This window comes from Streptomyces pyxinae, from assembly GCF_024756275.1.
Taxonomy (GTDB): domain Bacteria; phylum Actinomycetota; class Actinomycetes; order Streptomycetales; family Streptomycetaceae; genus Streptomyces; species Streptomyces pyxinae.
Genome location: NZ_JANUGQ010000006.1, coordinates 25907 through 49197, shown reverse-complemented (window position 1 = coordinate 49197; position 23291 = coordinate 25907). Strand labels below are relative to the sequence as shown.

Below are 23291 nucleotides of genomic sequence, written 5' to 3'. Positions count from 1 at the left end.
GCCGTGAGATGGGGGGCGGGGCCGCGAGTCTCCGGGCCCGGGCCTGCGGAACCCGCCGGTTCTCAGCGGGTGCCGGTGCCGACGTCGCGTACGAAGGCGTTCCAGGACCCGGGGACGAAGGTGATCGACGGCCCGGCGGGCACCTTCGAGTCGCGCACCGAGATCGCCGCCACCAGCGGTGACTTGACCTCGACGCACGCGCCGTTGCCGCAGGAGTACGAGGACTTGGTCCAGGTGTTCAGGGCGCCCTGGGTAATTGCCATGATCTTCACTCCGGTTCCGAGGGGTGAGGGGCTGCCGGCGGTCTCCCGGCGGACCGCCGGCGGCGGCCCGGGACGACCGACGGACAGCGGTGACGCGCGCCGGCCCGGGCTCCGGGCCCGTGCGCTCGTCACCGACATCGTTCGACGTCGGCATCGACGCTACTGGCCAACGCGGGCCCGTGCGGCGGCCGTTCACCCGACCGGATGGCATATTCCAGGTGGACTTACACCGAGAACCGGGCCGGTGTACGGTGCCGACCCCGCCGGCCGGTCCGGGGCGCCCGAACCGGCCGGGACCGGGGGATCGACCGGGCCCGGTGCACCGGGCTCAGCGGGCGTACTCCTTGGTGATGTCGACGATGAACTGCCGGGACTGGTCGACGTTGAGCGACTGGGCGCGCAGGTGTTCGTACATGACGCTGTACCGCTGCACGTCGTGGGCCTTCTCCAGGTACAGGTCGCTGGTCACGCCCTCGATGTAGACGGCCGACGAGTCCGACGCGTCCGGGAACTCCAGGATCGCGTAGTGCCCGCACACCCCCGGATGCGCGCCCATCTCGAACGGCAGTACCTGTACGGTGACATGCGGCAGGTGGGACTGCTCCACCAGGTGCTCCAGCTGCGTGATCATCAGCTGCTTGTCCCCGACCACCCGGCGGAGCGCGGACTCGTCGATGACCGCCCACAGCCGCAGCGGCTGGTCGGTGTCGTTGATCCGCTCCTGGCGCCGGACGCGGACGTTCACCCGCTTCTCGATGTCGGTCAGCGAACTCTCCGGCAGCGCACCGGTGATCAGCGCCTCCGCGTACTGCCGGGTCTGGAGCAGTCCGGGCACCACCTGCGGCTCGTAGACCCGCAGCGAGGCCGCGTCGGTCTCCAGGCCGATGTAGACGCTGTACGGGATGTCGCCGAAGGCGTGCCACCAGCCCTGCTGGCGCGAGTCCTTGGCCATCTGCATCAGGGAGTCGACGATCCGGAGGTCCTCGACCTCGTACACCCCGCACAGATCGCGGACGTCCCGCTGGCTGATGGAGCGGCGGCCGTTCTCCAGGCGGCTGATCTTGGACTGCGAGACGAGCAGCCGGTCCGCCACCTCCTCCGCCGTCATGCCCTTGAGTTCGCGCAGCCGCCGGAGCTCCTGGCCCAATCTGCGTCGCCTGACGGTGGGGTTGACGTTCGACGCCACGGGAAACTGCACCTCCGACTCGGGTCGCTGTGCGTATCTACTGCTCAGCAGATTGCCACCGAGGGGGCGCCCCGCGCTGGGAAATGGCTACACGCGTCAACGGGGTGCCCCCCGGGGGGCAGCGGCCGGGACACCCGTACCGACGGGACACCTCCGTCATTACGGCACAAGCGCGCGGGGCGACCGGTCGGCCGCCCCGCGCTCCTGCGGTGCCGAGGACCCGGGTGAGGCCGGGGTCGGGTCGTACCGGGCCGGGGTGGTACCGGGGCCCGGTGGGGTGCGCACCGGTCCGTCGGCCGGGCGGTGCGGTGATGCGGTGATGCGGTGGGTGGTTCCGTGGCGGATCCCTGGTGGTTCCGTGGTGGGTCCGTGGGTGGTTCCGGCCGTGCGGTGGGCCGCCCGGCGCCGTGGTGCGGTGGCGCTGTGGTGCGGTGGGTGTCGCGGTGCGGCGCGCACCCGTGGGTGGACGCGGTGTGCGGTGTGCCGTGTGCGACGGTGTGGTGCGAGCCGGTGGGCCCGTGACCTGGTGTCGCGGTGTGTCCGGTGGGCCGGCCGCGGCCCCCGGCTGCCCTCAGTGGGCGACGGCCCGGACCATGGACCCGCCCCGGGCGCCCGGCTGGATGGGCACGCCCGACGTGGCCGTCCTGCCGGAGCCGCCCGCGGGCGTGCCGCGCCGGGGCTGGGCGGCCACGCCGTTCTGGACGTCCATCACGGCATGCGCCACCAGGCCGCCCATGGGGTCGTGGCGGATCAGATCCCGGAGGCGGGAGCGCGAGGAGCGCCCCTCGTTCCCGGGGTAGAGATGCTTGCCGAGCCCGACCGCGTGGGCCAGCGCGGCGAGCGCCGCGGTCCGTGGGTCCGGCGGCACACCGGTGCGGATCGCGCTGTCCAGCCGGGCCCTGATCTCCCGGCTGATCGCCGTCTCGGTCGCCTGGTAGCGCGTCGTCGGCAGCACCCCGCACATCTGGCTCTCGACGGCATGCACCATGCCGCACCGCTCCAGGTGTGAGAGATACGTCTGGCGGAGCCCCAGCCGGGGCCCGCCGATCCAGTGGACGGCCCGTACCGGGCTGCCGCGCCTGCGCAGCAGTTCCAGTGCGGAGTCCAGTGTCGGATCTCCGGTCGGCCGTGGCATCACCACGGCGATACGATCCCCGTCCGGGGCTATCCGTCCCGCCAGAGCCAGCTCCACTAGCTGTGCTCCGGCAAGGCCGAGGTCGAGCGACTGCGGCTGCGCTGTGGTACCCGTGGCCGGGTCCAGAGCGAGCAGCAGAAGCTCCTCCGGAAGTGTTCTGCGGCTCCTGCCCATCCATGCCTCCCCGCGTGGATGAATGACAGGGTGACCCCTCTCACATTCATCTGTCGAGAGCGCCTGGGTGCTTTGTGCGGGAACCGGGCCGTATGTCGTTCTCGTCTAGCACGGGGGCTTACGGCTCACACAGGACACTGATACATGGTTCGGACAACGCGTTGTTGAGGAGGCACGGTGGCGGGCGAGTCCCCGGACAAGTCGGAGCAGCAGAAGTCGTCCGGGAGGACGGCTCCGGGTGAACGTGACCCGCGGCTTGCCGTGCTGGGTGACGAGCGCACACCGGACCGGAAGGACCAGTCCGACCGGGCCGCGAAGCCGGTCGACCAGCCGACGGCGGTCTTCCGCGCGCCCGGGAAGCCGGCGGCCGGGGAATCCGGGGCCGGAAAGGCCGGGGCGGACGAGGCCGCGGCGGGGAAGACCGGAGCGGGAGAATCCGGGGCGGAGAAGGAGCCTGCGGAGAAGGACGCCACCGGGAAGGACTCCGCCGCCACGAAGGGCTCCGCCAAGGAGGACTCCACCGCGAAGAACTCCACCGCGAAGGGCTCCGCCGGTGGCGAGGGTGATGAGCGGCTGAAGGCGGCGGTGGCGGCCTGGGTGGCCGAGGACGCAGAGGACGCCGAGGACGCGGAGGAAGCCGCAGAGGCTGGTGAAGCCGAGGACACCGGCGGCGCCGAGGGTGCCAGTGACGCCGACGCCGCCGAGGACACGGGCGGTGTGAGAGGCGCCGGGGCGGAAGGTTCCGGCAGCGGGAGCGACGGGGTCCCGGGTGCCCGGACGACGGCGGACGACGCGGAGGCGGGCGGCGGGGGCCTGAAGGACGGGGCGGCCGGGGTGGGCCGACCGGGCGGAGAGGCGCGGCCCGCCGACCGTACGAAGAAGGACACCGACGGCGAAGGCACCGCCGAGGAGGCCGGGGAGGGCGCCCCCGGGGAGGCGCGGGTGGACCAGCCCACCGCCGTCTTCCGGGCGGCGCCGCGCAAGCCGGTCGAGGACCAGCCCACCACCGCGCTCAAGGCGGTGGCCCCGGGTGCGGCGGCCAAGGCGTCGGATGCGGCGCCCGCGGAGTCGCCCGCCGAGCGGACCAGCAAGTTCGTGCCGCTGCGGGGGGACGACGTGCGTCCGGCGGTCGGCGGTACGGCGCCGAAGACACCGGCGGCGCCGGCGACAGCGGTGTCGCCGAAGACACCGGCGCCGTCGAAGGCCGAGCCGTCGTCGAAGGCGGGGGCCGGGGCGGCCGGGGCCGGGGCCGGGACGGCGGCGGGGGCCGGGGAGCCGGCCGCGCTGACCGGGGCCGAGCGGACCACCCAGCAGCCGATGCCGCCGCGCCCGCCGCTGGACCTGCTCGCGGAGCTGACCAACACGCCGCCCCCGCCGGAGACACCGGTCCGGACCCTGGTGCGGCGCGTCAAGATCTGGACCCCGCTGGTCGTGCTGCTGGTGATCGTCTTCGCGGTCGTGCAGGCCGTCCGGCCGCTGCCCGCTCCGGAGCTGGCGCTCAGCGCCGAGCCGACGTACACCTTCGGCGGCGGCAAGCTGGAGATGCCGTGGCCCACCGAGGGTCAGGGCGCGGTGGAGGTCGAGGGTGTCGGCCGGATCGGCACCTACGGGGAGCAGAAGCCGGCGCCGATCGCCAGCGTCGCCAAGACGATGACCGCCTACATCATCCTCAGGGACCACCCGATCAAGCCCGGCGCCAAGGGGCCGGTGCTGACGATCGAGAAGCTCACCGAGGAGCAGGCGAGCAACCCGGACTGGTCGGTCGCGGAGGTCAAGGAGGGCAAGCAGTACACCCTGGAGGAGATGCTCCAGATGCTGATGCTCCGCTCAGCCAACAACGTCGCCCACCAGCTCGCCCGCTGGGACTCCGGCACGGAGGAGAAGTTCATCAAGAAGATGAACGACACCGCCAAGGAGCTGGGCATGACCGGGACCACCTACACCGACCCCAGTGGCTTCGACAAGACCACCGTCTCCACCCCGCTCGACCAGATCAAGCTGGCGAAGGCGGCGATGCAGGACGCCGTCCTCCGGAAGACCGTGGACCTGCCGCAGGTCGAGATGCATGATGTCGGCCTGCTCTACAACGGCAACAAGATCGTGAACAATCCGGGTGTCATCGGTCTGAAGACCGGTTCCTCCACCCCGGCGGGCGGCAATCTGCTGTGGGTCGCGCGCACCATCGTGGACGGCAAGGAGCGCCGGATCTTCGGTGCCGTGATGGGTGTGCAGAATGCCTCCGGGGTCAGCGCGAGGCTGGAGAAGGCCACGCGGGTCTACAGCCGCGGCCTGGTCGAGAAGGCGCAGAGCGACATCGACTCGGCGGTCGTGGTGAAGAAGGGCGCGGTCGTCGGGTACGTGGACGACGGCCTGGGCGGTCGTACGCCCCTGGTGACGACGGCCGACCTGAAGGCCGTGGGCTGGCCCGGGCTGAAGGTCGACCTCCGGCTGACCGGCAAGAAGGACGGCGTGCCGCACGAGGCGCCGCGGGGCACGGTCGTCGGCGAGCTGTCGATCGGCTCGGGCACCGGCAAGACCGCCGTGCCCGTCGTCACCCAGCAGGCGCTGGCCGAGCCCGGCTTCGGCGCCAAGCTGACCCGGCTGGGCTGAGCGGGGACTGGCTCAGCGGGGACTGTTCGGCCTCCCGGGTCGCCGGGGCCCGGGGCCGGAGCCGTCGTGGGCCCGGACCGTCAGGGGCGGGTGACCGTCACCCGGCGGGCGGCCGGGGCGCCTCGGAGCCGGGTGATCCGAGCCCCGGTCCGGCCCGGGCGGCCGGGGCGACTCGGGCCCGGCCTGTCGGTTCGGGCCCGGGGGTGCCGGGCCCGGGCGGTGCCGGCTCGGGCCCGGGTGGTGGCTCGGGCCCGGGGGCGGTGCCGGTTCGGGCCCGGCCTGTCGGCTCGGGCCCGGGCGGTGCCGGTTCGGGCCCGGGGGGTGGCTCGGGGACCGCGCGCCCGGGCCCCGGTCCGGGCCGGGTGGCCGGGGTGGCTCGGTGGCCGGAGGGCCGCGCGTGCTAGCGTCCGGGCGCATCGCCGCCGGACGCGCGGGACCCCGGGGCGCCCGTGCCCCGGCCGGTACGCGGCGGCAGCGGTACGGGCCCCGGGCCGTACCGGCCGGTGCCGCCCGATAGGCGGCGACACGGGGACGACGCTCATACGGGGACGACGCAGACGACAGGGGAGCCGCGGTGACCACCACTGAGCCGACCCGGGCGCCCGATCCCCCGGCGACCGGCCCGTCCATCGCCGTACCCGCCGTGCCTGTCGCCGTACCCGCCGTACCTGGCGTGGGGTCCGGGGCGCCCGCCGCCGGGTCCGGACCGGCCGACCCGGTCGATCCGGCCGACCCGGTCGATCCGCCCGCGCCGCGCTCCGGCGCCGGAGGGGCCGCACGCCGGCCGGCCCGGCTGCTGCGGGCGCGGGCGCTGGGCGGGCGGCCGGCCGCGGTGGCGACCGGGGTGGCCGCGCTGATCCACATCGTCTGGGCGCTGTTCATCGCCAACAGCGGCGGCGACCTGGCCGCCCAGGACGCCTGGGCCGAGTTCGTCGGGCGCCATCCGGACTCCGCGTACAACCTCGCCTGGTACGGCGGGATGCACCCGGTCTCGTACAGCGTGGTCTCGCCCTATCTGATGTCCCTGCTGGGCGTCCGCACCACGATGATGATCGCCGGTACGGTCTCCGCCGGGCTCACCGCGCTGATCCTGGTGCGGGTCCGGGCGGTGCGCAATCCGCTGGCGTGCGCGCTGGCCGGGGTGTTCGCGTTCCTGTGCAACGCGCTCTCCGGCCGGGTGACCTTCGGCCTCGGCATGATGTTCGCGCTGGGCGCGGTGGCGGCGGTCTTCTGCTGGCCGCACCGCTGGCGGCTCCGGCGCGGGGCGAAGGCCGCGGTCGCCGCGCCGCTGGCCGCCCTGGCGACGGCGGCGAGCCCGGTGGCCGGGCTCTTCCTGGGGGTCGCGGCGGCGGCGCTCTTCCTCAACAAGCGGCGCCCCGGGGCGTACGCGCTGGGGCTGGCCCCCGCCGTGGTGGTGGCGCTCTCCGCCTGGCTGTTCCCGTTCTCCGGTACGCAGCCGATGTCCTTCGCCTCCACCCTGCTGCCGTTCGGCTTCGGCGTCGCGGTCTTCCTGCTGGTCCCGTCCGAGTGGCGGACGGTGCGCGCCGGGGCCGCGGTCTACTCGGCGGGCACGCTGCTGACCTGGGCGGTCGACTCGCAGATCGGCTCCAATGTCACCCGGCTGCCGATGCTCTTCGCCGGGGTGGTGCTGCTGGCCGCCCTCCCGTACGCGGCGCCGCGCAGCCGTCGCCGGTACGCGGTGGTGCTGGCGTTCGTCGCGCTCAACGGCTGGATCGGCTTCAAGAGCGTGGACGACATCGTGCGCACCGCCCCGGACGCCTCCTGGGCGCGGGAGGCCGCCCCGCTGATCGACCAGTTGCAGCGGCGCGGCGCGGAGCGGGCGCGGGTCGAGGTGGTCCCGGCGCGCAGCCACCGGGAGGCGTCGGCCCTGGCGCCCTACATCAACCTGGCGCGCGGCTGGAACCGCCAGGCCGACATGGAGCGCAACCCGCTCTTCTACGACGACACCCTGAACGCCGCCACCTACCGCGACTGGCTCCACCGCTGGGCCGTCCACTACGTGGTGCTGCCCAAGGGCGAACCGGACACGGGTGCCCACGAGGAGGCGGCGCTGGTCGGGGCCGGGCTGTCGTACCTGAAGCCGGTCTGGTCCGACGCCAACTGGCGGCTGCTCGCGGTGGAGGCGCCGACCCCGCTGGCCGACCCCCCGGCGACGGTGGACCGGGCCGCCGCCGAGGAGGTCACCATCCGGCTGCGCTCGGCGGGCCGGGTGCTCATCCGGGTGCCGTACTCGCCGTGGCTGGCCCTGCTGGACGCGGAGGGCCGCAAGGTGGAGCCGCCGCAGGAGACCGAGGCGTCCAAGGCGCGGAGCGGCGGCCCGAAGACCTTCACCAATCCGCACGGCTGCCTGCTGAAGGCGGAGGAGGACGCCGAGGGCGACGAGTGGACGGAGCTGGTCGCCCCCCGGGCCGGGACCTACCGGCTGGCCGCCCCCTACAAGCTCTTCCCGCGCGGCACGGCCTGCCCGGAGGAGCTCCGCTGAGGGCGGGCCGCCTCCGGGAGACGGCGGGCCGCCAGCGTAACCGGGCCGGGGCGGGCGCGGGGACCGGGGCCGTACGGGACCGAGCGCGTACGGGACCGGGGCCGTACGGGGCGGGAGCCGTACGGGCCCGGACCGGGCCGGGGGGCTCGTACAAGGCCGGAGCCGGGCCGGCCCCGGGGCCCGGCGGCCCCCACTCCGGCGGCGCCCGCCGGTCCCGCGCGTCCGCCCGGCCGCTCACTCCATGACGATCTCCGGCTCGTACATGTCCAGCCACAGCGCCAGGTCGAGGGTGCGCTCCAGGCCGCGCCGGGACGCCTGGGTGATCTGCGGCAGGTCGCGGCGGGCGACGCGCCCGACGGCCTCGCGGTCGAGCAGGTCGAAGACCCGGTGCGAGGGCCGGGACAGCAGGTCCTTGGCGTGGTCCTGGAGCGCCACCGCGTACTTCGGGTCCTGGGTGGACGGGTAGGGGCTCTTGACCCGGTCGTACACCGACTTCGGCAGCACATCGGCCGCCGCCTCGCGCAGCAGGCTCTTCTCCCGGCCGTCGAAGGACTTCAGCGCCCAGGGCGTGTTGTACACGTACTCGACCAGCCGGTGGTCGCAGAACGGCACCCGGACCTCCAGCCCGGTCGCCATGCTGGCCCGGTCCTTGCGGTCGAGCAACACCCGGACGAACCGGGTCAGATGGAGGTGGCAGATCCGCCGCATCCGGAACTCGAAGTCGCTCTCGCCGTCCAGCCGCCGGATCCCGCGCACGGCGGCGGCGTAGCTGTCGCGGACGTACCCGTCCAGGTCCAGCCGGTCCGTGAGGTCGGCGCGCAGCACGCCCGAGTCGTCGCCGAAGTGCTGGGCGAACCTGACCAGCCAGGGGAAGGTGTCGGCCGTGCGCGCCTCCTCGTCGAAGAACTGGAGGTAGCCGCCGAACACCTCGTCGGCGGACTCCCCGGAGAGCGCGACCGTCGAGTGTTCCCTGATGGCCTTGAAGAGCAGGTAGAGCGAGGCGTCCATGTCCCCGAAGCCGGCCGGGATGTCCCGGGCCCGGATCACCCGGGCGCGGACCTCCGGGTCGGCCAGCGCGTCCGAGTCCAGCACGATGTCGCGGTGGTCGGTGCCGGCCAGCTTGGCGACGTCGTGGACGTACGGGGTGTCGGGGGTGCCGCGCAGCTCGTCGGCGACGAAGTTCTCGGTCTGGCCCACGAAGTCGACGGCGAAGCTGCGTACCGTCTCGCCCCGCTCGGCGAGTTGGCGGGCGGCGAGCGCGGTCATGGCGGAGGAGTCCAGGCCGCCGGAGAGCAGGGTGCAGCGCGGCACGTCGGAGACGAGCTGGCGGCCCACGATGTCGTCCAGCAACTCCCGGACCCGGCCGATGGTGGTGGCGCGGTCGTCGGTGTGGGCGCGGGTCTCCAGCGACCAGTAGGTGTGCCGGCGCAGGCCCGAGCGGTCGACGGTCACGACCGTGCCGGGCTCCACCTCGCGCATGCCGTCCCAGAAGGCGTGACCGGGTGTCTTGACCAGGGTGAACAGCTCCCGCAGCCCGTCCAGGGTCACCCGGGAGCGGGCGAGCGGGTTGGCCAGGATCGCCTTGGGCTCGGAGCCGAAGAGCACGCCGTCGGGCGTCTCGTAGTAGTAGAACGGCTTGATGCCCATCCGGTCCCGGATCATCACCAGCTTCTGGACCCGGCCGTCCCAGACGGCGAAGGCGTACATCCCGTTGAGCCGCCCGGCCAGCTCCGCGCCCCACTCCAGGTAGCCCCGGAGCACCACCTCGGTGTCGGAGTCGGTACGGAACTCATGCCCCCGGCCCGCCAGTTCGCGGCGCAGCTCGGTGAAGTTGTACGTCTCTCCCGAGTAGACCAGCGCCACCGTGCCCTCGGGCGTCTCGGCGGTCATCGGCTGGCGGCCGCCCGGCAGGTCGATGATCGCCAGCCGCCGGTGGCCGAGCGCGGCCGGTCCCTCGGCCCAGGTGCCCCGGTCGTCCGGACCACGGCAGGCCATGGTCTCCGTCATCGCGTCCAGCGCCTCGGCCGAGGCGCGCAGGTCACGGTCGAAGGAGACCCAGCCGGTGATGCCACACATGTCCTACCTCCTGTTTCCCGGTGCACCGGAATCCGCCGCCGGCGGGCGCGTCCACGGGGTCCGCGAAAAGTCCGCGAAAAGTCCGCGAACCGCGGTGCACGCACGGTGAGTGCGCGAAGGGTTCGCGGTCGGTGCGTGGTGGGGTGCGCCATGGGGGTGCCCGCCCTCGGAAGATTCAGATGTACATAGCATCTATCTCTCCTCGAGGGTGCTCCTCGGTGAGCGGCGCGGTCAACCGGTCCGTCATGGCGGTGTCACACGGCACCGATCGATTCCGGCCGGAGATGACCAGAAGATGACGGGAGGCGCCCGGACTCAGGTTCCCCGGCCTCGCCCGAGCCTACGCAGGGTGAAGTCGTACTTCTCCCTCGGAGAACATGGCCTCAGGGCACCCTGGACCTCAGAAAACAAGCCACAGGCAAAATCTCCGTCACGCCGGGCCCACTCCACCCGCCCCACCCCTCATCGACCCCCCTCCCGACGGCAGTTGACCCCGGGCGGCCGTCACCGGTGGCACCGGCGGTCCGGCTGGGTACTCTCGGGGCCCGGCCGCTGCCGCCACCCCTCCAGCGGCCCGTGACCCCGCCCCGGAAGCCGGTTCCGGATCGAGCGAGCAGGAGGTCAGCGTTGACACCCACGCCCCTGGCGATGCCCAGCCGCAGACCCGCGGCCCCGACTCCCGCACGGGAGCGGGCCGATTACACCCCGGAGGAGTCCCGCGCCGAGAACCCACTGGTCTACCGGGCCGTGCTGCCGGTCCTCGGGGCCGACCAGGAGCAGATGTTCGCCCGGGCGCGGACGTGCTTCACCTCCTGGCTGGAGAGCAAGTCGCTCACCGCGCAGCTCTGTTCGGGCATCCACCGGTTGACCGACACCGCCACCCTCACCATGACCGACTCCTACGACGGCGACGGCCAGCAGGCCGCCCTGCGCCTGCGGCTGCGGGAGGACAAGGAGGACCGGCAGGAAGGGACCTGGCAGACGACGCTCACGTCCGCCGTCGACCGTGCGGCGGGTGAGGCGTACGCCGGTACCGAGCGTGCGGCGGGGAAGGCGTACACCGGCACCGACCGTGCGGCGGGGGAGGCGTACATCGGCGTCGACCTGGAGCACTACCCCAGCCCGGGCAGACGGCAGACCACGCCGTTCCCGCCCGGACTGGTGCGCGAACTGCTGGAGCACTTCACCGTCATGGACGGGACGACCCGTCTCTCCGCGGCACCGCACCGGATCGACACCGGGTCCGTCGGCCGGCTCCATGCCGCGCTCACCGCCCCGGAGCGGGGACTGCCGCTGGTGGTCGCGGCGGAGCCGCCGCACGACGACCCGCAGTGGGAGCGGCTGCTGACCAAGTTGATCAGGCGCCTGACCGGAATCTCCTCGGTGTACCGGCTGGACCGGGACGCCGTCCCGCTCTTCCGGGAGGCGACCGGCGACCGGCACGACGTCTTCCCCGGCCAGATACGCACCTACCTCCCGGACGTCGACCTCGCGTCCGCCGAGGACGGGCGCCGGCACCGCCTGCTGACCCACCGGCGGCTCCGCGACCCGGATTTCCGCGACGCGGACGTCCGGATCTCCCGGTATCCACGGCTCTACGCGGTGACGACACCGCAGCCGGCCCTGCTGGACGGGGCCGCCTTCCCCGGGATCGAGGAGGTCCTGGAAGACCTCCGTGCGGCGCGTACTCACACGTCACAGCCACGGGACGACGGGGACACCGACACCCTGCGCGCCCAACTCGACACCGCCAACCGGACGATCGACAAGGCGCTGGAGAAGCTGGGCGAGGTCGCCGGTGCCCGCGACCTGGCGGAGCGCGGCAGGCGGGCGCTCGACCAGCAGCTCCAGGAGGCGATCGACCGGTACCAGGACGAGATCGCGGACCATGACACCACGCAGGCGGAGCTGTCCCGGCTGCGCCAGCAGGTCGCCGTGCTCCAGCAGCGCCTGGTGGCGGCGGGCAGAGCCGAGGACGCCTACACACCACCCGCCGAGGAGGCGGCACCGGTGTCCTTCTCCGGGCTCAACGACCGTGCCCGGGGCCGGATGCCGCATCTCGTCCTGACGTACGACACCAGCAAGGCGGAGGACCTGGACGACGACATCAAGGGTTCCACCTGGGCGTCGAAGGTGTGGGACGCGCTGCTGGCGCTCGACTCCTACAGCGCCCTCCGGGCGACCGAGGACGGCTTCGACGGAACGTTTCGGGACTTCTGCGCGGCCGGACCGCAGGGGAGGCGCACCTATCCGCTGACCCGGGTGGCCATGGTGGAGTCGGACACCGTCCGGAACGACAAGAAGTACCGGCGCCAGCGCGAGTTCGCCGTCCCACCGCACGTCGACGTCTCGGAGAAGCTGTTCATGGAGGCCCACATCAAAATCGACAACAAGGGCCGGACCGCGCCCCGCGTCCACTTCTACGACGACACCGCCGGATCCACCGGAAAGGTGATCGTGGGCTACATCGGACCACACCTGCCCAACACCCAGACGAACTGACCGGCCGGCGGGCGACCGGCCCGTCGCTGACCAGGAAACCGTGTAGCCGCCCGCGAAACCGTATAGCCGCCCACGAAACCGCGTCGTGGCCCCGGCACCCACCCCGCCGGGACCACGACCCCGGCCCCGCCCCGGCCCCACCGCCCAGGAGCCGGGCAGGCGCCCGGCCCGGCGTCGGCTTCCCCCCCGGCCCCCGGCCCCGCCTCGGGCCCGGCCTCAGCTCCGCGACCTCGGGCCCGTGGTCCCAGGCCCGCAGCCTCGGGCCCGCAGCCTCGTGCCCGGGGTCTCGGGCCCGAGGTCTCAGCTCCGCAGCCGTCCGTCCCCCGGCCTCATCCCCTCAATATCCCCTCATCCCTCGCTCCCCGTCCCCCCGTCCCCTCAATCCCTCATCCCCTGACACGGATCTCGCCGGCCCGGGCCCGGTCGGCCAGGTCCGTCCAGAAGCCGGCCTCCACACCGGCCGCCGTCCGCTCCGTGGTCCAGCTCTTCTGCAGATTCGCGGCCGGCGCGGCCATCAGCTTCCAGAGGCCGTCCGTGCTCCCCTTGGCCGACTCGGCGGTCTTCTGCCAGCTCGACGCCCGCGCCTCGGCCACCTGCTGCTCCGCCAGCCAGGTGGCCCGCGCACCCTCCGCGTGCTCGGCCACCACCTGCCAGGCCTGCTCGGTCTCCGTACGGGCCTTCGCCGGATCCTCCGCCGACCGCAGCGCGTTCTCGGCGGACACCGCCCGGGCGATCAGTGCCGGCAGCGCGTGGTGGCGCCGCACGTCGGCGTCGGCCCCGCGCTGCCGGTACGCCTCCATGTCCAGGGTCGCGCCCATGGCCCAGCCGTAGCCGAAGAACTCCGCGATGTCCGCGTCCGTGGCGCCGGGGCGCAGCGCCGAGCCCGCCGCCGCTCGCACCTGCTCGCCCAAGTCGCCTTCCGAGAGCGCCCGTACGGACGCCCGGTGCTGCTCGGTGACCACCACCCGGCGCTTGGGGTCGGCCTCCCGCGCCAGCCGGTCCCGCCGCTGAGCCTCGGCATAGCCGGTCTTCATGAAGGCGGCCCGGTCGGTCTCGGTGCCCCGCGCCGCCCGGTCCGCGGCCGCCCGCACCTCCGGGGAGAACGCCGCCTGGTGGACGCCGAGCACCCGCGTGGAGAAGTCCCGGCCGACGGTCCGGGGGTCCCGCATGAGGGTCTGGGCCACCTCGTAGCCGCCCTGCGGTCCGAAGAAGTCCGCGATCGCCGCGTCCCCCGTCGTCCGGCGCAGCGCGTTCGACGCCGCCGTGCGGACATGTCCGGGCAGGTACGACAGTGCCATCCGGTGCACGCGCTCCCGTGCTCCGGCCGCCGCCGCGTCGGCCACCTGCTGCGCCTGGTCGGCCGGTTCTGCCGCCGCCGACCGTACCGGCACGCCCGCCGTGCCGTTCCGGACGCCACTGTCGGCCAGGGCCGCCCCCGGCGTGAGGGTGCCGGTGACGGCCGCCAGGACGGTGGCGGACACCAGTCCGCGTACGGCGATCCGCCGCATGCGCGCGGAGGCGATGTATGCGCTGTTCATGGTGGTACGAGACTCCTCCGCCGCCGCGTGACGGCGGCTCGATGTGAGTGGGATGGAGTGGGGTGGAGCGGGATGCGGGCGCGGGCAACCGCGCGGACCTGACCACGGCCGGGTGCGCCACCGGGCTGCGGGCCCCTTGAAGCCGGAACGGCCCAGCGACACACGCCTGTTGGTTTCCATGAACCGGGAAGAATCCTGGCTCGGCCCGGACGGCGAAGTGCCGACGCGCGTCAGAGAATCCCGAAGGTCGGCAAGGCACTCGTCGGCATACGGCGCACCGGCACACGCACGGCGCGCGTGGACTCACGCTTCACAAATCCCCCGTTGAGCAAAGAAACACGCTGGGCGCCCCGGTCCGTCCAGGGCATCGCTGCCCCGTCGGTCCCCTCCGGCCAACCGCCCGGTCAAACTGGTCGCCAGCACCCTAACCCGCATGTGCATGCCCAAGCAATGATCTTTCCGGCCCACCGGACGAACGACGCAACCGCAGGTCACGGACCCGGAGATCAGACCTCACCGCCCCCGCCACCGGCAGCGACACCAACCCCCGCACCCACGTCGGGAATCCGGCGGTGGACATCCTGCACCAGGTTGCGCATCGCCGTCCGGAAGACCTCGGCCTGGTGGTCACCGATGAAGGAGGTGTGCCCGAACACCTCCAGGACGACCAGTCCGTGCAACTGCCCCCAGGCACTCAGCAGCAGGGCAGCCGCCGGTGCGGGCAGGTCCCCCAGGCTGTCCGGTGAGAGCTGCTCCAGGTGTGCCCGGAGCGGGGACGACAGAACGGGCATGTCCGCGGCAGCCAGTTGGGCCGGGGTGAAGCCGTCGAACAGCGCGCGCTTGATGACCGCGGCCACCCGGCGCATCGCCCGGGTGGTCGGGCCGCCGGCCGGTGCCGAGTAGTGGCGCAGCGGTGTCCCGTAGATGAGCTGGAACCGCTCGGGATGGTCGACGGCCCATCGCCGGTAACCCTCGGCCGCCGCCACCAGACGCGGTACGGCCGGGTCGTCCGCCCCGGGTTCGGTGGCCGCCCGTACGGCATCGGCCAGTTCGTCGTACGCCTCGGTGACGAGCGCCGTGACCAGGGCGTCCCGGCTCGGGAAGTAGTGGTAGAGCGCCTGCACCGTCATGCCGAGGCTCCGGGCGACCGCGCGCAGGGACAGGTCCCCGAGACCCCGCTCGGTGACCAGCTTCTCGGCGGCGTCCAGGATCTCCCGGGTCGCGACGGCCCGGCGCCGCTCGCGCAGCGAGAGCGGGAGCGGCGCGGCTTTCTCTGTCGGCATCCAATGACCGTAAGGCGCCAACCCGCCCAGGTCACCCCCGAGTTCCCCCGCCGTGAAAAAAATCTCACACTGCCAGATTTTCCACTACCTCGTTAACGTCGACCGCAGAGCCGAAAGGCCACCCGCCCCACGGCCTCTCCCCCTCCCTCCTCGCTGGTCGGCGGCTACCGGGCCGCGCTGCTCACCACGGCGGCCGTCGCCGCCGCCACCGCTCTCCTGTCCCTGTTCGTACGCCGCCTCCGGACTCCCACCACCCACGCCGAAGGAGCCACCTCATGAACGCGAACCAGCCCCCCAAGCCCTATCTCAGCGGCCACTACACCCCGGTCACCGACGAGATCACCACCACCGGTCTCACCGTGCGCGGCACCATCCCGCCCGAGCTGTCCGGCCGTTACCTGCGCAATGGCCACAACCCCAAGCCCGGCGTGACGCCCAGCCACTGGTTCAAGGGCAGCGGCATGATCCACGGCATACGGATCCGGGACGGCCGCGCCGAGTGGTACCGCAACCGCTGGGTGCGCACCCCCGCCTTCACCGAGGACGCGCCGCTCCTCCGTCCCGACCACTCCGTCGACCTCGCCGCCAGTGTCGCGGCCACCCATGTCATCCAGCACGGCGGCCGGCTGCTGGCCCTCCAGGAGGTCAACCTTCCCTGGGAGCTGAGCCCGGAGCTGGACACCGTCGCGCCGTTCGACTTCCACGGCAAGCTGAAGTCCGCGATGACCGCGCACCCCAAGGAGGATCCGGTCACCGGGGAGCTGCACTTCTTCGGCTACTCACCCTTCCCGCCGCACCTGATCTACTACGTCGCCTCCCCGGCCGGCGAGATCGTCCGCACCGAGATCATCGAAGGCGCGGGCCCCTCCCTGATGCACGACTTCGCGATCACCCGCGACCACGTCGTCTGGATCGACCTCCCGGTGGTGTTCAACCCGGCCGAGCTGTCCGGCATCCCGTACCGGTGGAGCGACGACTACCCGGCCCGGCTCGGCGTGATGCCGCGTACCGGACCGGCCGAGGTCACCTGGTTCGAGGTGGACCGGGGTGCCTTGCTGCACACCACCAACGCCTACGAGGACGAGGCCGGCCGGATCGTCCTCGACGGCCCGCGCTACGACCGGGCGGCGTGGGAGACGAGCTGGAAGTGGTGGACCGGCGCCCCCGGCCATGGCACCACCCCGGGCACCGGCTCGGTCGGCCGGCGCTGGACCCTGGACCCGGCCACCGGCAAGGCCACCGAGGAGCCGACCGACGACCTGGTCACCGAGTTCCCGGCGATCGACGACCGGCGCACCGGGCTGCCTCACCGGCACTCCTACGCCCTCGCCTTCCCCGGCGCCGGCCTGCGCGACTACCACCTCGCCAAGTACGACCACCGCACCGGCGCCCGCCAGTTGTTGTCGCTCGGCGCTGACCGGATGCCGAGCGAGCCGTGCTTCGTCCCCGCCGAGGACGGCACCGCCGACGACCACGGCTATCTGCTGACCATCGTCAGCGACCTCGCCCGGAACGCCTCCGAGCTGCTCGTCCTGGATGCCTCCGACCTCCGCAAGGCCCCCCTCGCCGCCATCGAGCTCCCCCGCCGCGTCCCCGCCGGCATCCACGGCTCCTGGATCCCCGACACCGCCCTCGCCCGGGCCGACTCTCCTCCGAACCGGATGGTCACCGCGTGATCGACATCTCAGAATGCTGGAATCACCACCGGAGCCAGCCATTCCAGTTAGCCGTCGAGCAAAGAGCGACTGCCCGAAGTGTCCCGATCAGTGTGGATTCATCATCCGCCGATATATCGGACTTGCGGTCTGTTTCCGCTTTTCTCTTCCCGCATGCGAATTGCTTAATTAATCTTGACATCGGTCTGCCAGAAATCGCATGATCTCCCGGCGCCGCAGCACTGGCGCCTACAACGGGAGGATGAAGAATGCGCAAGACGTTGACCGCGGTCTTGACCGGACTGTTCGGCATCGCTCTGTTCGCCGGCTTGCCGGCGAACCACACCGAGGCCAGGGCCATGACGTTCGACCCGAACGCCTGCCTCGACCTCAGCGAGGTCATGCAGTGCAAGAACCACGTTCTCTGGAAGCATGTGCCCGTCGCCGGCCCGTACCCGAAGGGCACGTGCCGTCCGTACGTCGCCGTGAAGGCCGGCAAGTGCTGATCCCCGCACCGCGCTGACACCGGCGCACCGCTCATGCGAAGGGCCCCGGACCGCGATCGGTCCGGGGCCCTTCGTCCGGTGCCCCCGGCAGGATTCGAACCTGCGACACCCGCTTTAGGAGAGCGGTGCTCTATCCCCTGAGCTACGGAGGCGGGGTCTGAGCGAAACGCGGCGGAAACCCGGAGGGGCTTCTGCCGCGTGGTGTGGCCGCGTGATGGTGCGGCGCTCCCCCCTCAGCGTAGCGGATGGGGGAGGGACGGAGGAGCAGGAGGGGGCCGTGGGCCCTGGAACCGGTGGGTCCCGTGGGTCACCAGGCGCCGTGGTGGGTCAGGCCCAGGGCGAGGGCGGCAGCCGCGGTGGCGAGGAACACGATGCCGCCCGCGATGTCGCGGGAGCCCACCCGCAGGTGGGCGATGATCGCGCCGATGAAGTACAGCACGAGGCCGGCGGCGGCGAGCGTGCCCAGCAGCGGCACGGCGAGTCCGGCCAGCAGTCCCAGGGTGCCCGCCGCCAGCAACGCGCCCAGCACCGGTACGTACTTCCGGGGTATGCCCTTCATGTCCGCCTGGGACTTGGGGTATTCGTGGCCGATCAGATAGGTGACGGCGGCGGCGCCGTTGAAGAGCACGCCGAGGACGGTGACCGTGACGAAGGCGGTGTGCACGTTCTCTCCGATCTGCGAGGGCGAGGTCGGGCGCCCCGGTGCGGAGTGCCGTGCACGGGATGACAAGTGGGCGACTCGTTTGGTGACAGGGGTGGGGGCGGCGGGGCGCTCCGGCCGTGACCCGGCGCGGTGGCGTCGCCCCGCACCGGGCGGCGGGGGCGGGTCAGGCGGGGGTGGGGTGGGCGGGGGTGAGGACGTGGCGGACTCGGCGGAGGGCGGCCAGGTCGGTGCGGGGGTCGCCGTCCACGACGATGAGGTCGGCGCGCATGCCGGGGGCGAGGGTGCCGGTGTCCCGGAGGCCGAGGGCGTGGGCGGCGTCGGTGGTGGCCATGTCGAGGATCTCGGAGTTCTCGAAGCCCAGGGAGGCGAAGAACTCGAGCATGCCGACGTAGTCGCCGAACCGGGCGCCGGGTACGCCGGCGTCGGTGCCGGCGATGAACCGGACACCGGCCTTCCGCATCTCCTTGATCACTTCGGCCATCGCCCGGGCGCGTTCGGGGCCCATCTGGCTGAGGAAGAGTTCCCAGTCACCGGAGACGCAGCGGCAGACGGCCACGTCGTTGTCGACGATCCGGCTGGTGATCGCCGGGTCGTAGGTGATGCCCTCCGCGGTGCGCCAGGAGCAGTGCTCGATGGTCCGGACACCGGCGTCCACGCAGTGGGCGATGGTCTCGGTGCCGTGCGCGTGCGCGGCGACCGGCAGCCCGTGGCGGGTGGCTTCCCGGACGATCAGGCTCAGTTGGGCGGGGGTGAACTGCGGCTCCCACATGCGGGGGCCGCCCGGGGTGAGCGCGCCGCCCGAGGCCATCACCTTGATCAGGTCGGCGCCGGCCGCCGCGTTGCGGGCGATCTGAGCCCGGATGTCGTCGTCCGTGCTCACCTCGCCGCCGAGAAAGCCGCAGTGGCCGCCGCGCGAGGTCAGCGGCGCGGTCGCGGCGACGATGCGGGGTCCGGCGACGGTCCCGGCGCTGACGGCGGCGCGCAGCGCCAGGGTGAGATCGTCGCGGTCACCGAGGTCCCGTACGGTCGTCACCCCAGCGGCCAGCAGCTGCCGGGCGCGGTCCGCCATGGCCGCGGACAGCTCGGCCGGGTCGGCGGCGGCCACCGCGCCGATCGGGTCCGGTCCCGCGTCGAAGGTCAGGTGTACATGGCAGTCCACCAGGCCGGGCAGCACCGTCGCCCCGGGGCAGCGCAGCCGGGGCACCCGGGGGTCGGTCGACGCGTCCAGCCCGGCCGAGGCGCCGACGGCGACGACGACCCCGGAGTCGACCAGAACGGCACCGTCGGCGGTCACCCGGTCCGCGGGGCCGGTGATGACGGCGTCCGCGGTGATCAGCAAAGTGCTCACGATTTCCTTTCGTTCCTTTCGCGCAGGGCGTCGGACACGGCGATAAGTTCCCGCGCGTCGGCCTCCGGGTCGCCGCTGACGGGCGCCGCGACGCGGACGGCGGACCCGGGGCGCGTGGGCTCGGCCGCCGACCGCAGGGCCAGCGCCTCGGAGATGTACCGGGCGAGCCGGTCGGCCGGCACCTGGGAGAGGTCGGCGCCGGGCGCGACCCGGGCCAGGTGCGGGCTGAGGCGTATCAGCCCGTCGCGGCATTCGATGAGCCGCCGGTAGAACTGCCGCCCGGTCGCCGGGCGCCGGTGGAGGAGGCGTCGGCGCGAGCCGGTCGGCGGTCCGTTCAGGACGAGTTCGGGGTAGGCGGTGGTCAGGGCCGTCCACAGGGGGGTCAGCTCGTGGTACATGCGGCGGTGCCGGGCCATCGACCGCAGCCGGGCGAGCAGTTGGGCGGAGGCCGAGTAGCAGATTCCGGTCAGCGCGATCCCCATGCCCCAGTTGGAGAGGGACCAGTTGACCGCGTTGAACGCCTCGTGCGAACCGGGTTCACCGATGCGCAGCACCACCAGGATCAGCCGGTTGACCGAGGCCACGGCCAGCCCGAGCAGTCCCAGGGCCGTGATCAGCAGGCCGATCCCGAGGTGCTGCACGGCCTTGCGGGCATAGCGCAGGGCCCACCAACCGGCGGTCAGATAGGCGAAGATGAAATAGGCGTTCCCGATGACATAGAACGAGGCGATACCCGGTTCCGCCATGTGCGGGGTGCTGAGCGAATGGGCGCGGAATGCCTCGGGGGTGGCCAGCAGGGAAAGGGCCAGCGCGATGACGACGGCAGCGAGAATTCCGGTGTGTGTTCTCCGGTGCCGCCGGTAGGTCCCGGCCGCGCCGCGTACGGCACCGGCGAAGAAGAGATTGAGCGCGCACAGGCCGGACAGGTAGATCGCGTTGAACGCCAGCTTTCCGGCGCCCGCGGCCGAGACCGCGTCGATCGCGGCATTGACTTCCGGAAGGCTCAGCACCTCACCGGCCAGCAGCAGCACCAGACAGGAGACGAGGAGGCGCAGCACCCGGTCGTGCGGGGCGCGCGCCAGGTCGAAACCCTTCCACAGCACCCCGACGCTCAGCAGCGCGATCAGCGGCAGCTGGAACATCACATCCACCCCCACCGGGGGTGCAGCGCGAAGCGCAGCGGGCCCAGGGCGGTGTCCTCCGGGTCCCGGGGCGTGACATGGCTCAGCACCGTGGACCACTCCAGAATGGTGGTCGCGATCAGCTCGGCCTCACGCTCGCGTTCGTCCTCGTAGGCGGTCCGGCGCAGCGCTCTCCTGATGGCGTCGTACGAGAGGGCCGGCAGCAGGGACTGCCAGACGACGGGGTCGTCCTCGTCGCTCGTGTCGTCGGCGAGGATGTGACCGACCTCGTGCAGGATGATGTGATCCTGGTGCAGCGGGCTGGTCTCCTGCTGGTAGAAGATGAGATCCACCGTGTCCGTGGCGATCCACAGCCCGAAGGGTCCCGGCGCCGGCAGGGCGTAGGGGACCAGCTGGATGGGACGGCCGCGGTAATCACCGAGCAGCCGGCACAGTTCCCGCACGTGGAGCGGAGGGCTCACCCCGAGGTCCCGGAGAATGCGCTTGCAGCGCTTTCGCAGGCTTCGCCGGCTTCGCTTGTTCACAGTGTTTCTCCGCTCGCAGGTCCGCCGAACGCGCCGCCTTCCCCTTCTCGTGGAGGTCATGTGCGGGCGGTTGCGGGAAGGGAAGTGGGCGGTGGTGACTCCGGGGCCATGGATAACGATGGGCAACTGTTGTGTCGAGGGCAAGGGGGAAATGGTCCGGGAGGCGCTTTTGGCGCAAAAGCCCCGCGTGTTCGGCTCGACCCGCGTCTTCGGCGCACGGGAGTAGGGGCGAGGACGGGTGGCCGGGCCTGCCGGCGCCGGGCGGCGAGCATTCTCATGGCTGATACATGTTCTTGACGGGCGGGGAACGGGCGCATAGCGTCGCGGGACGGACTGAGCAAGCGCTTAGGGAGTGGCAACGGTGCCGTACGCCGCCGAGCGGGACATCCAGGGCCCGCATGAACTGCTGACCGCGCCCGGGGCGCCGTTCGCCGTGCTGGCGGGGGAGGACGGCCGGCTCGGGTACGCGGAAGGGCCGCGCACGCTGCGGGAGTTCGCGGAGGTCACCTGGGCGTACGGCGAGCGGCCGTTCCTGGTCGCCGGCGAGGTGACGTACAGCTACGGGGAGTTCTTCGCCGCCGCGTGCGCGCTGGCCCGGCGGTTCACCGAGGTGTACGGGCTGCGCCGGGGCGACCGGGCGGTGGTGGCGATGCGCAACCACCCGGAGTGGCAGATCGCCTTCTGGGCCACCCAGCTGGCCGGGCTCGTCGCGGTGCCGCTCAACGCCTGGTGGACCGAGGAGGAGTTCACGTACGCCCTCGACGACTGCCGGCCCCGGATCCTGCTGGTGGACGGGGAGCGGGTGGCGCGGGTGCGGAGCTGGGCCGGGCGGGAAGGGGTACCCGGGATCGTCTTCCACGCGGAACCCGGCGAGGAGGCGGCGGCCGGCTTCGAGCGGTACGAGGAGCTGGGCCCGGCCGATCCCGCGCTGGGACCGCCGGAGGTCGAGGTCCGGCCCGGCGACGACGCCACGATCATCTACACCTCGGGCACCACCGGCCGGCCCAAGGGCGCCGTCGCCACCCACTTCGCCCAGGCCGGCGCGGCCCAGAACCCGCGCTACCACGCCGCGCTCGCCGCCCTGGAGCGCGGGCTCGTCCCGGGGCAGGGGCCCGCCCCGGTGACGCTGGCCACCTTCCCGTTCTTCCATGTCGCCGCGTTCACCGCCGTCTACTCGGCCATGGCGGTGGGCGGCACCCTGGTGCTGATGCGCAAGTGGGACGCCCGGGAGGCGCTCCGGCTCATCCACCGGCACCGGGTCACCCACTACGGCGGGGTGCCCACGACGGCCCTGGGACTGCTGCGCGCGGCGGCCGAGACGGGGCTGGGGCTCGGGCCGCTGACCCACCTGAGCACGGGCGGGGCCGCCGCGCCGCCCGGGATCGTGGCGGGCTGCCCCGAGGAGGTCGAGCCCCGGAACGGCTACGGGCTCACCGAGACCAGCGGTGGCGTGCTGGCCAACTGCGGGGACAGCTACCGCCGCCTCCCCGGCAGCGTCGGCACCCCGACCCCGGCCACCGAGGTCCGGATCGCCGGGCCGGACGGGCGGGCGCTCCCCGACGGCGAGGTGGGCGAGCTGTGGCTGCGCGGCCAGTCGCTGGTGCGCGGCTACTGGGGCGACCCGGCCGCCACCGCGGCGGCGTTCACCGAGGACGGCTGGTTCCGCACCGGCGACCTGGCGACCGTGCGCGAGGGCTTGGTCAGCGTGGTCGACCGGCTGAAGGACATGGTCGTCCGGGGCGGCGAGAACGTGTACTGCGTCGAGGTCGAGACGGCGCTCTTCGGCCACCCGGACGTGGCGGACGCGGCCGTGCTCGGGGTGCCCCACCCGGAGCTGGGCGAGGAGGTCGCCGCGGTGGTACGGCTCCACCCGGGCGCCACGGCCGGCCCCGAGGAGCTGCGGGCCCATGTGGGGCGGTCGCTGGCCGCCTTCAAGGTGCCCGCGCACCTGCTCGTACGGGACGAACCGCTGCCCCGCAACGCCACCGGCAAGGTGCTCAAGCGCGAGCTGCGGGCGGGGGTGGAGGCGGCCCTGCCCTCCTCCTGAGCCCGGGGAATCCGAATCCGGCTCCGGCGGAACGCGGCCGGGTCGGGACCGGACGACGGCCCGAGACCGGCGGAACGCGGGCGGGGCAGGACCGGAGGACACCTCGGGCCCCGGTCACCGGCCGGCGCGGGTCAG

16 protein-coding genes and 1 tRNA gene are annotated in these 23291 nt (G+C 72.9%); 6 read left to right on the top strand and 11 right to left on the bottom strand.

All coding sequences use genetic code 11. From position 1 onward, the window contains the following. Window positions 1–62: 62 nt before the first annotated feature. From NX801_RS09310 to NX801_RS09300, 3 genes are all read right to left on the bottom strand, one after another. A complete protein-coding gene (locus NX801_RS09310) occupies window positions 63–263 on the bottom strand; it encodes a DUF397 domain-containing protein (protein ID WP_258786796.1) in 201 nt (66 codons plus the stop codon). A gap of 328 nt (window positions 264–591) precedes the next feature. Then, window positions 592–1449: a helix-turn-helix domain-containing protein gene (locus NX801_RS09305; protein WP_258786795.1), complete on the bottom strand. Its 858-nt coding sequence runs from the start codon at window positions 1447–1449 to the stop codon at window positions 592–594. 571 nt (window positions 1450–2020) lie between these two features. Further along, entirely contained in the window at window positions 2021–2758 is a 738-nt protein-coding gene (locus NX801_RS09300) for a GOLPH3/VPS74 family protein (protein WP_258786794.1), read from the bottom strand. A gap of 177 nt (window positions 2759–2935) precedes the next feature. Here NX801_RS09300 and NX801_RS09295 point away from each other — a divergent pair, with 177 nt between their 5' ends. After that, complete coding sequence (locus NX801_RS09295; RefSeq protein WP_258786793.1) at window positions 2936–5368, top strand: D-alanyl-D-alanine carboxypeptidase family protein; 2433 nt, start codon at window positions 2936–2938, stop codon at window positions 5366–5368. A 574-nt stretch (window positions 5369–5942) separates the two neighbouring features. Then, window positions 5943–7871, top strand: coding sequence for an MFS transporter (locus NX801_RS09290; protein WP_428986108.1), 1929 nt, complete (start codon window positions 5943–5945; stop codon window positions 7869–7871). A gap of 234 nt (window positions 7872–8105) precedes the next feature. Here NX801_RS09290 and asnB read toward each other — a convergent pair whose 3' ends face one another. Continuing rightward, complete coding sequence (asnB, locus tag NX801_RS09285) at window positions 8106–9947, bottom strand: asparagine synthase (glutamine-hydrolyzing) (RefSeq protein WP_258786792.1); 1842 nt, start codon at window positions 9945–9947, stop codon at window positions 8106–8108. 627 nt (window positions 9948–10574) lie between these two features. On the opposite strand from asnB, the gene NX801_RS09280 reads away from it, so the two are divergent. Next, window positions 10575–12449, top strand: coding sequence for a hypothetical protein (locus NX801_RS09280; protein WP_258786791.1), 1875 nt, complete (start codon window positions 10575–10577; stop codon window positions 12447–12449). Window positions 12450–12835: 386 nt separating this feature from the next. On the opposite strand, the gene NX801_RS30735 is transcribed toward NX801_RS09280, so the two are convergent. Both NX801_RS30735 and NX801_RS09270 read right to left on the bottom strand, forming a co-directional pair. Continuing rightward, window positions 12836–13987, bottom strand: coding sequence for a hypothetical protein (locus NX801_RS30735; protein ID WP_309505809.1), 1152 nt, complete (start codon window positions 13985–13987; stop codon window positions 12836–12838). A 506-nt stretch (window positions 13988–14493) separates the two neighbouring features. Beyond that, the gene (locus NX801_RS09270; RefSeq protein ID WP_258786790.1) at window positions 14494–15270 is read right to left on the bottom strand and encodes a TetR/AcrR family transcriptional regulator; all 777 of its coding nucleotides are present in this window, start codon (window positions 15268–15270) and stop codon (window positions 14494–14496) included. A 275-nt stretch (window positions 15271–15545) separates the two neighbouring features. Here NX801_RS09270 and NX801_RS09265 point away from each other — a divergent pair, with 275 nt between their 5' ends. Both NX801_RS09265 and NX801_RS09260 read left to right on the top strand, forming a co-directional pair. Further along, window positions 15546–16946, top strand: coding sequence for a carotenoid oxygenase family protein (locus NX801_RS09265; RefSeq protein ID WP_258786789.1), 1401 nt, complete (start codon window positions 15546–15548; stop codon window positions 16944–16946). A 248-nt stretch (window positions 16947–17194) separates the two neighbouring features. Continuing rightward, window positions 17195–17431, top strand: coding sequence for a hypothetical protein (locus NX801_RS09260; RefSeq protein WP_258786787.1), 237 nt, complete (start codon window positions 17195–17197; stop codon window positions 17429–17431). Between the two features lie 79 nt (window positions 17432–17510). Here NX801_RS09260 and NX801_RS09255 read toward each other — a convergent pair. From NX801_RS09255 to NX801_RS09235, 5 genes are all read right to left on the bottom strand, one after another. After that, window positions 17511–17583, bottom strand: a tRNA-Arg gene (locus tag NX801_RS09255). A 155-nt stretch (window positions 17584–17738) separates the two neighbouring features. Then, entirely contained in the window at window positions 17739–18095 is a 357-nt protein-coding gene (locus NX801_RS09250; RefSeq protein WP_258786786.1) for a DoxX family protein, read from the bottom strand. Between the two features lie 163 nt (window positions 18096–18258). Continuing rightward, window positions 18259–19443 (bottom strand): amidohydrolase family protein, encoded by a 1185-nt coding sequence (locus NX801_RS09245; protein WP_258786785.1) that lies wholly within the window; start codon window positions 19441–19443, stop codon window positions 18259–18261. Further along, window positions 19440–20585, bottom strand: coding sequence for an MAB_1171c family putative transporter (locus NX801_RS09240; protein WP_258786784.1), 1146 nt, complete (start codon window positions 20583–20585; stop codon window positions 19440–19442). The genes NX801_RS09245 and NX801_RS09240 overlap by 4 nt, the downstream gene beginning before the upstream one ends. Continuing rightward, window positions 20585–21046, bottom strand: coding sequence for a hypothetical protein (locus NX801_RS09235; RefSeq protein ID WP_258786783.1), 462 nt, complete (start codon window positions 21044–21046; stop codon window positions 20585–20587). Before NX801_RS09235 ends, NX801_RS09240 begins: the two co-directional genes overlap by 1 nt. A gap of 424 nt (window positions 21047–21470) precedes the next feature. Here NX801_RS09235 and NX801_RS09230 point away from each other — a divergent pair, with 424 nt between their 5' ends. Continuing rightward, window positions 21471–23156: a class I adenylate-forming enzyme family protein gene (locus tag NX801_RS09230; RefSeq protein WP_258786782.1), complete on the top strand. Its 1686-nt coding sequence runs from the start codon at window positions 21471–21473 to the stop codon at window positions 23154–23156. Window positions 23157–23291: the final 135 nt, after the last annotated feature.

Excerpts from the sequence above, each read along its gene's own strand:
- NX801_RS09300 (WP_258786794.1), bottom strand. The coding sequence starts at position 2,758 with ATGGGCAGGAGCCGCAGAACACTTCCGGAGGAGCTTCTGCTGCTCGCT.
- NX801_RS30735 (WP_309505809.1), bottom strand. The coding sequence starts at position 13,987 with ATGAACAGCGCATACATCGCCTCCGCGCGCATGCGGCGGATCGCCGTA.
- asnB (WP_258786792.1), bottom strand. The coding sequence starts at position 9,947 with ATGTGTGGCATCACCGGCTGGGTCTCCTTCGACCGTGACCTGCGCGCC.
- NX801_RS09310 (WP_258786796.1), bottom strand. The coding sequence starts at position 263 with ATGGCAATTACCCAGGGCGCCCTGAACACCTGGACCAAGTCCTCGTAC.
- NX801_RS09240 (WP_258786784.1), bottom strand. The coding sequence starts at position 20,585 with ATGTTCCAGCTGCCGCTGATCGCGCTGCTGAGCGTCGGGGTGCTGTGG.
- NX801_RS09270 (WP_258786790.1), bottom strand. The coding sequence starts at position 15,270 with ATGCCGACAGAGAAAGCCGCGCCGCTCCCGCTCTCGCTGCGCGAGCGG.
- NX801_RS09260 (WP_258786787.1), top strand. The coding sequence starts at position 17,195 with ATGCGCAAGACGTTGACCGCGGTCTTGACCGGACTGTTCGGCATCGCT.
- NX801_RS09265 (WP_258786789.1), top strand. The coding sequence starts at position 15,546 with ATGAACGCGAACCAGCCCCCCAAGCCCTATCTCAGCGGCCACTACACC.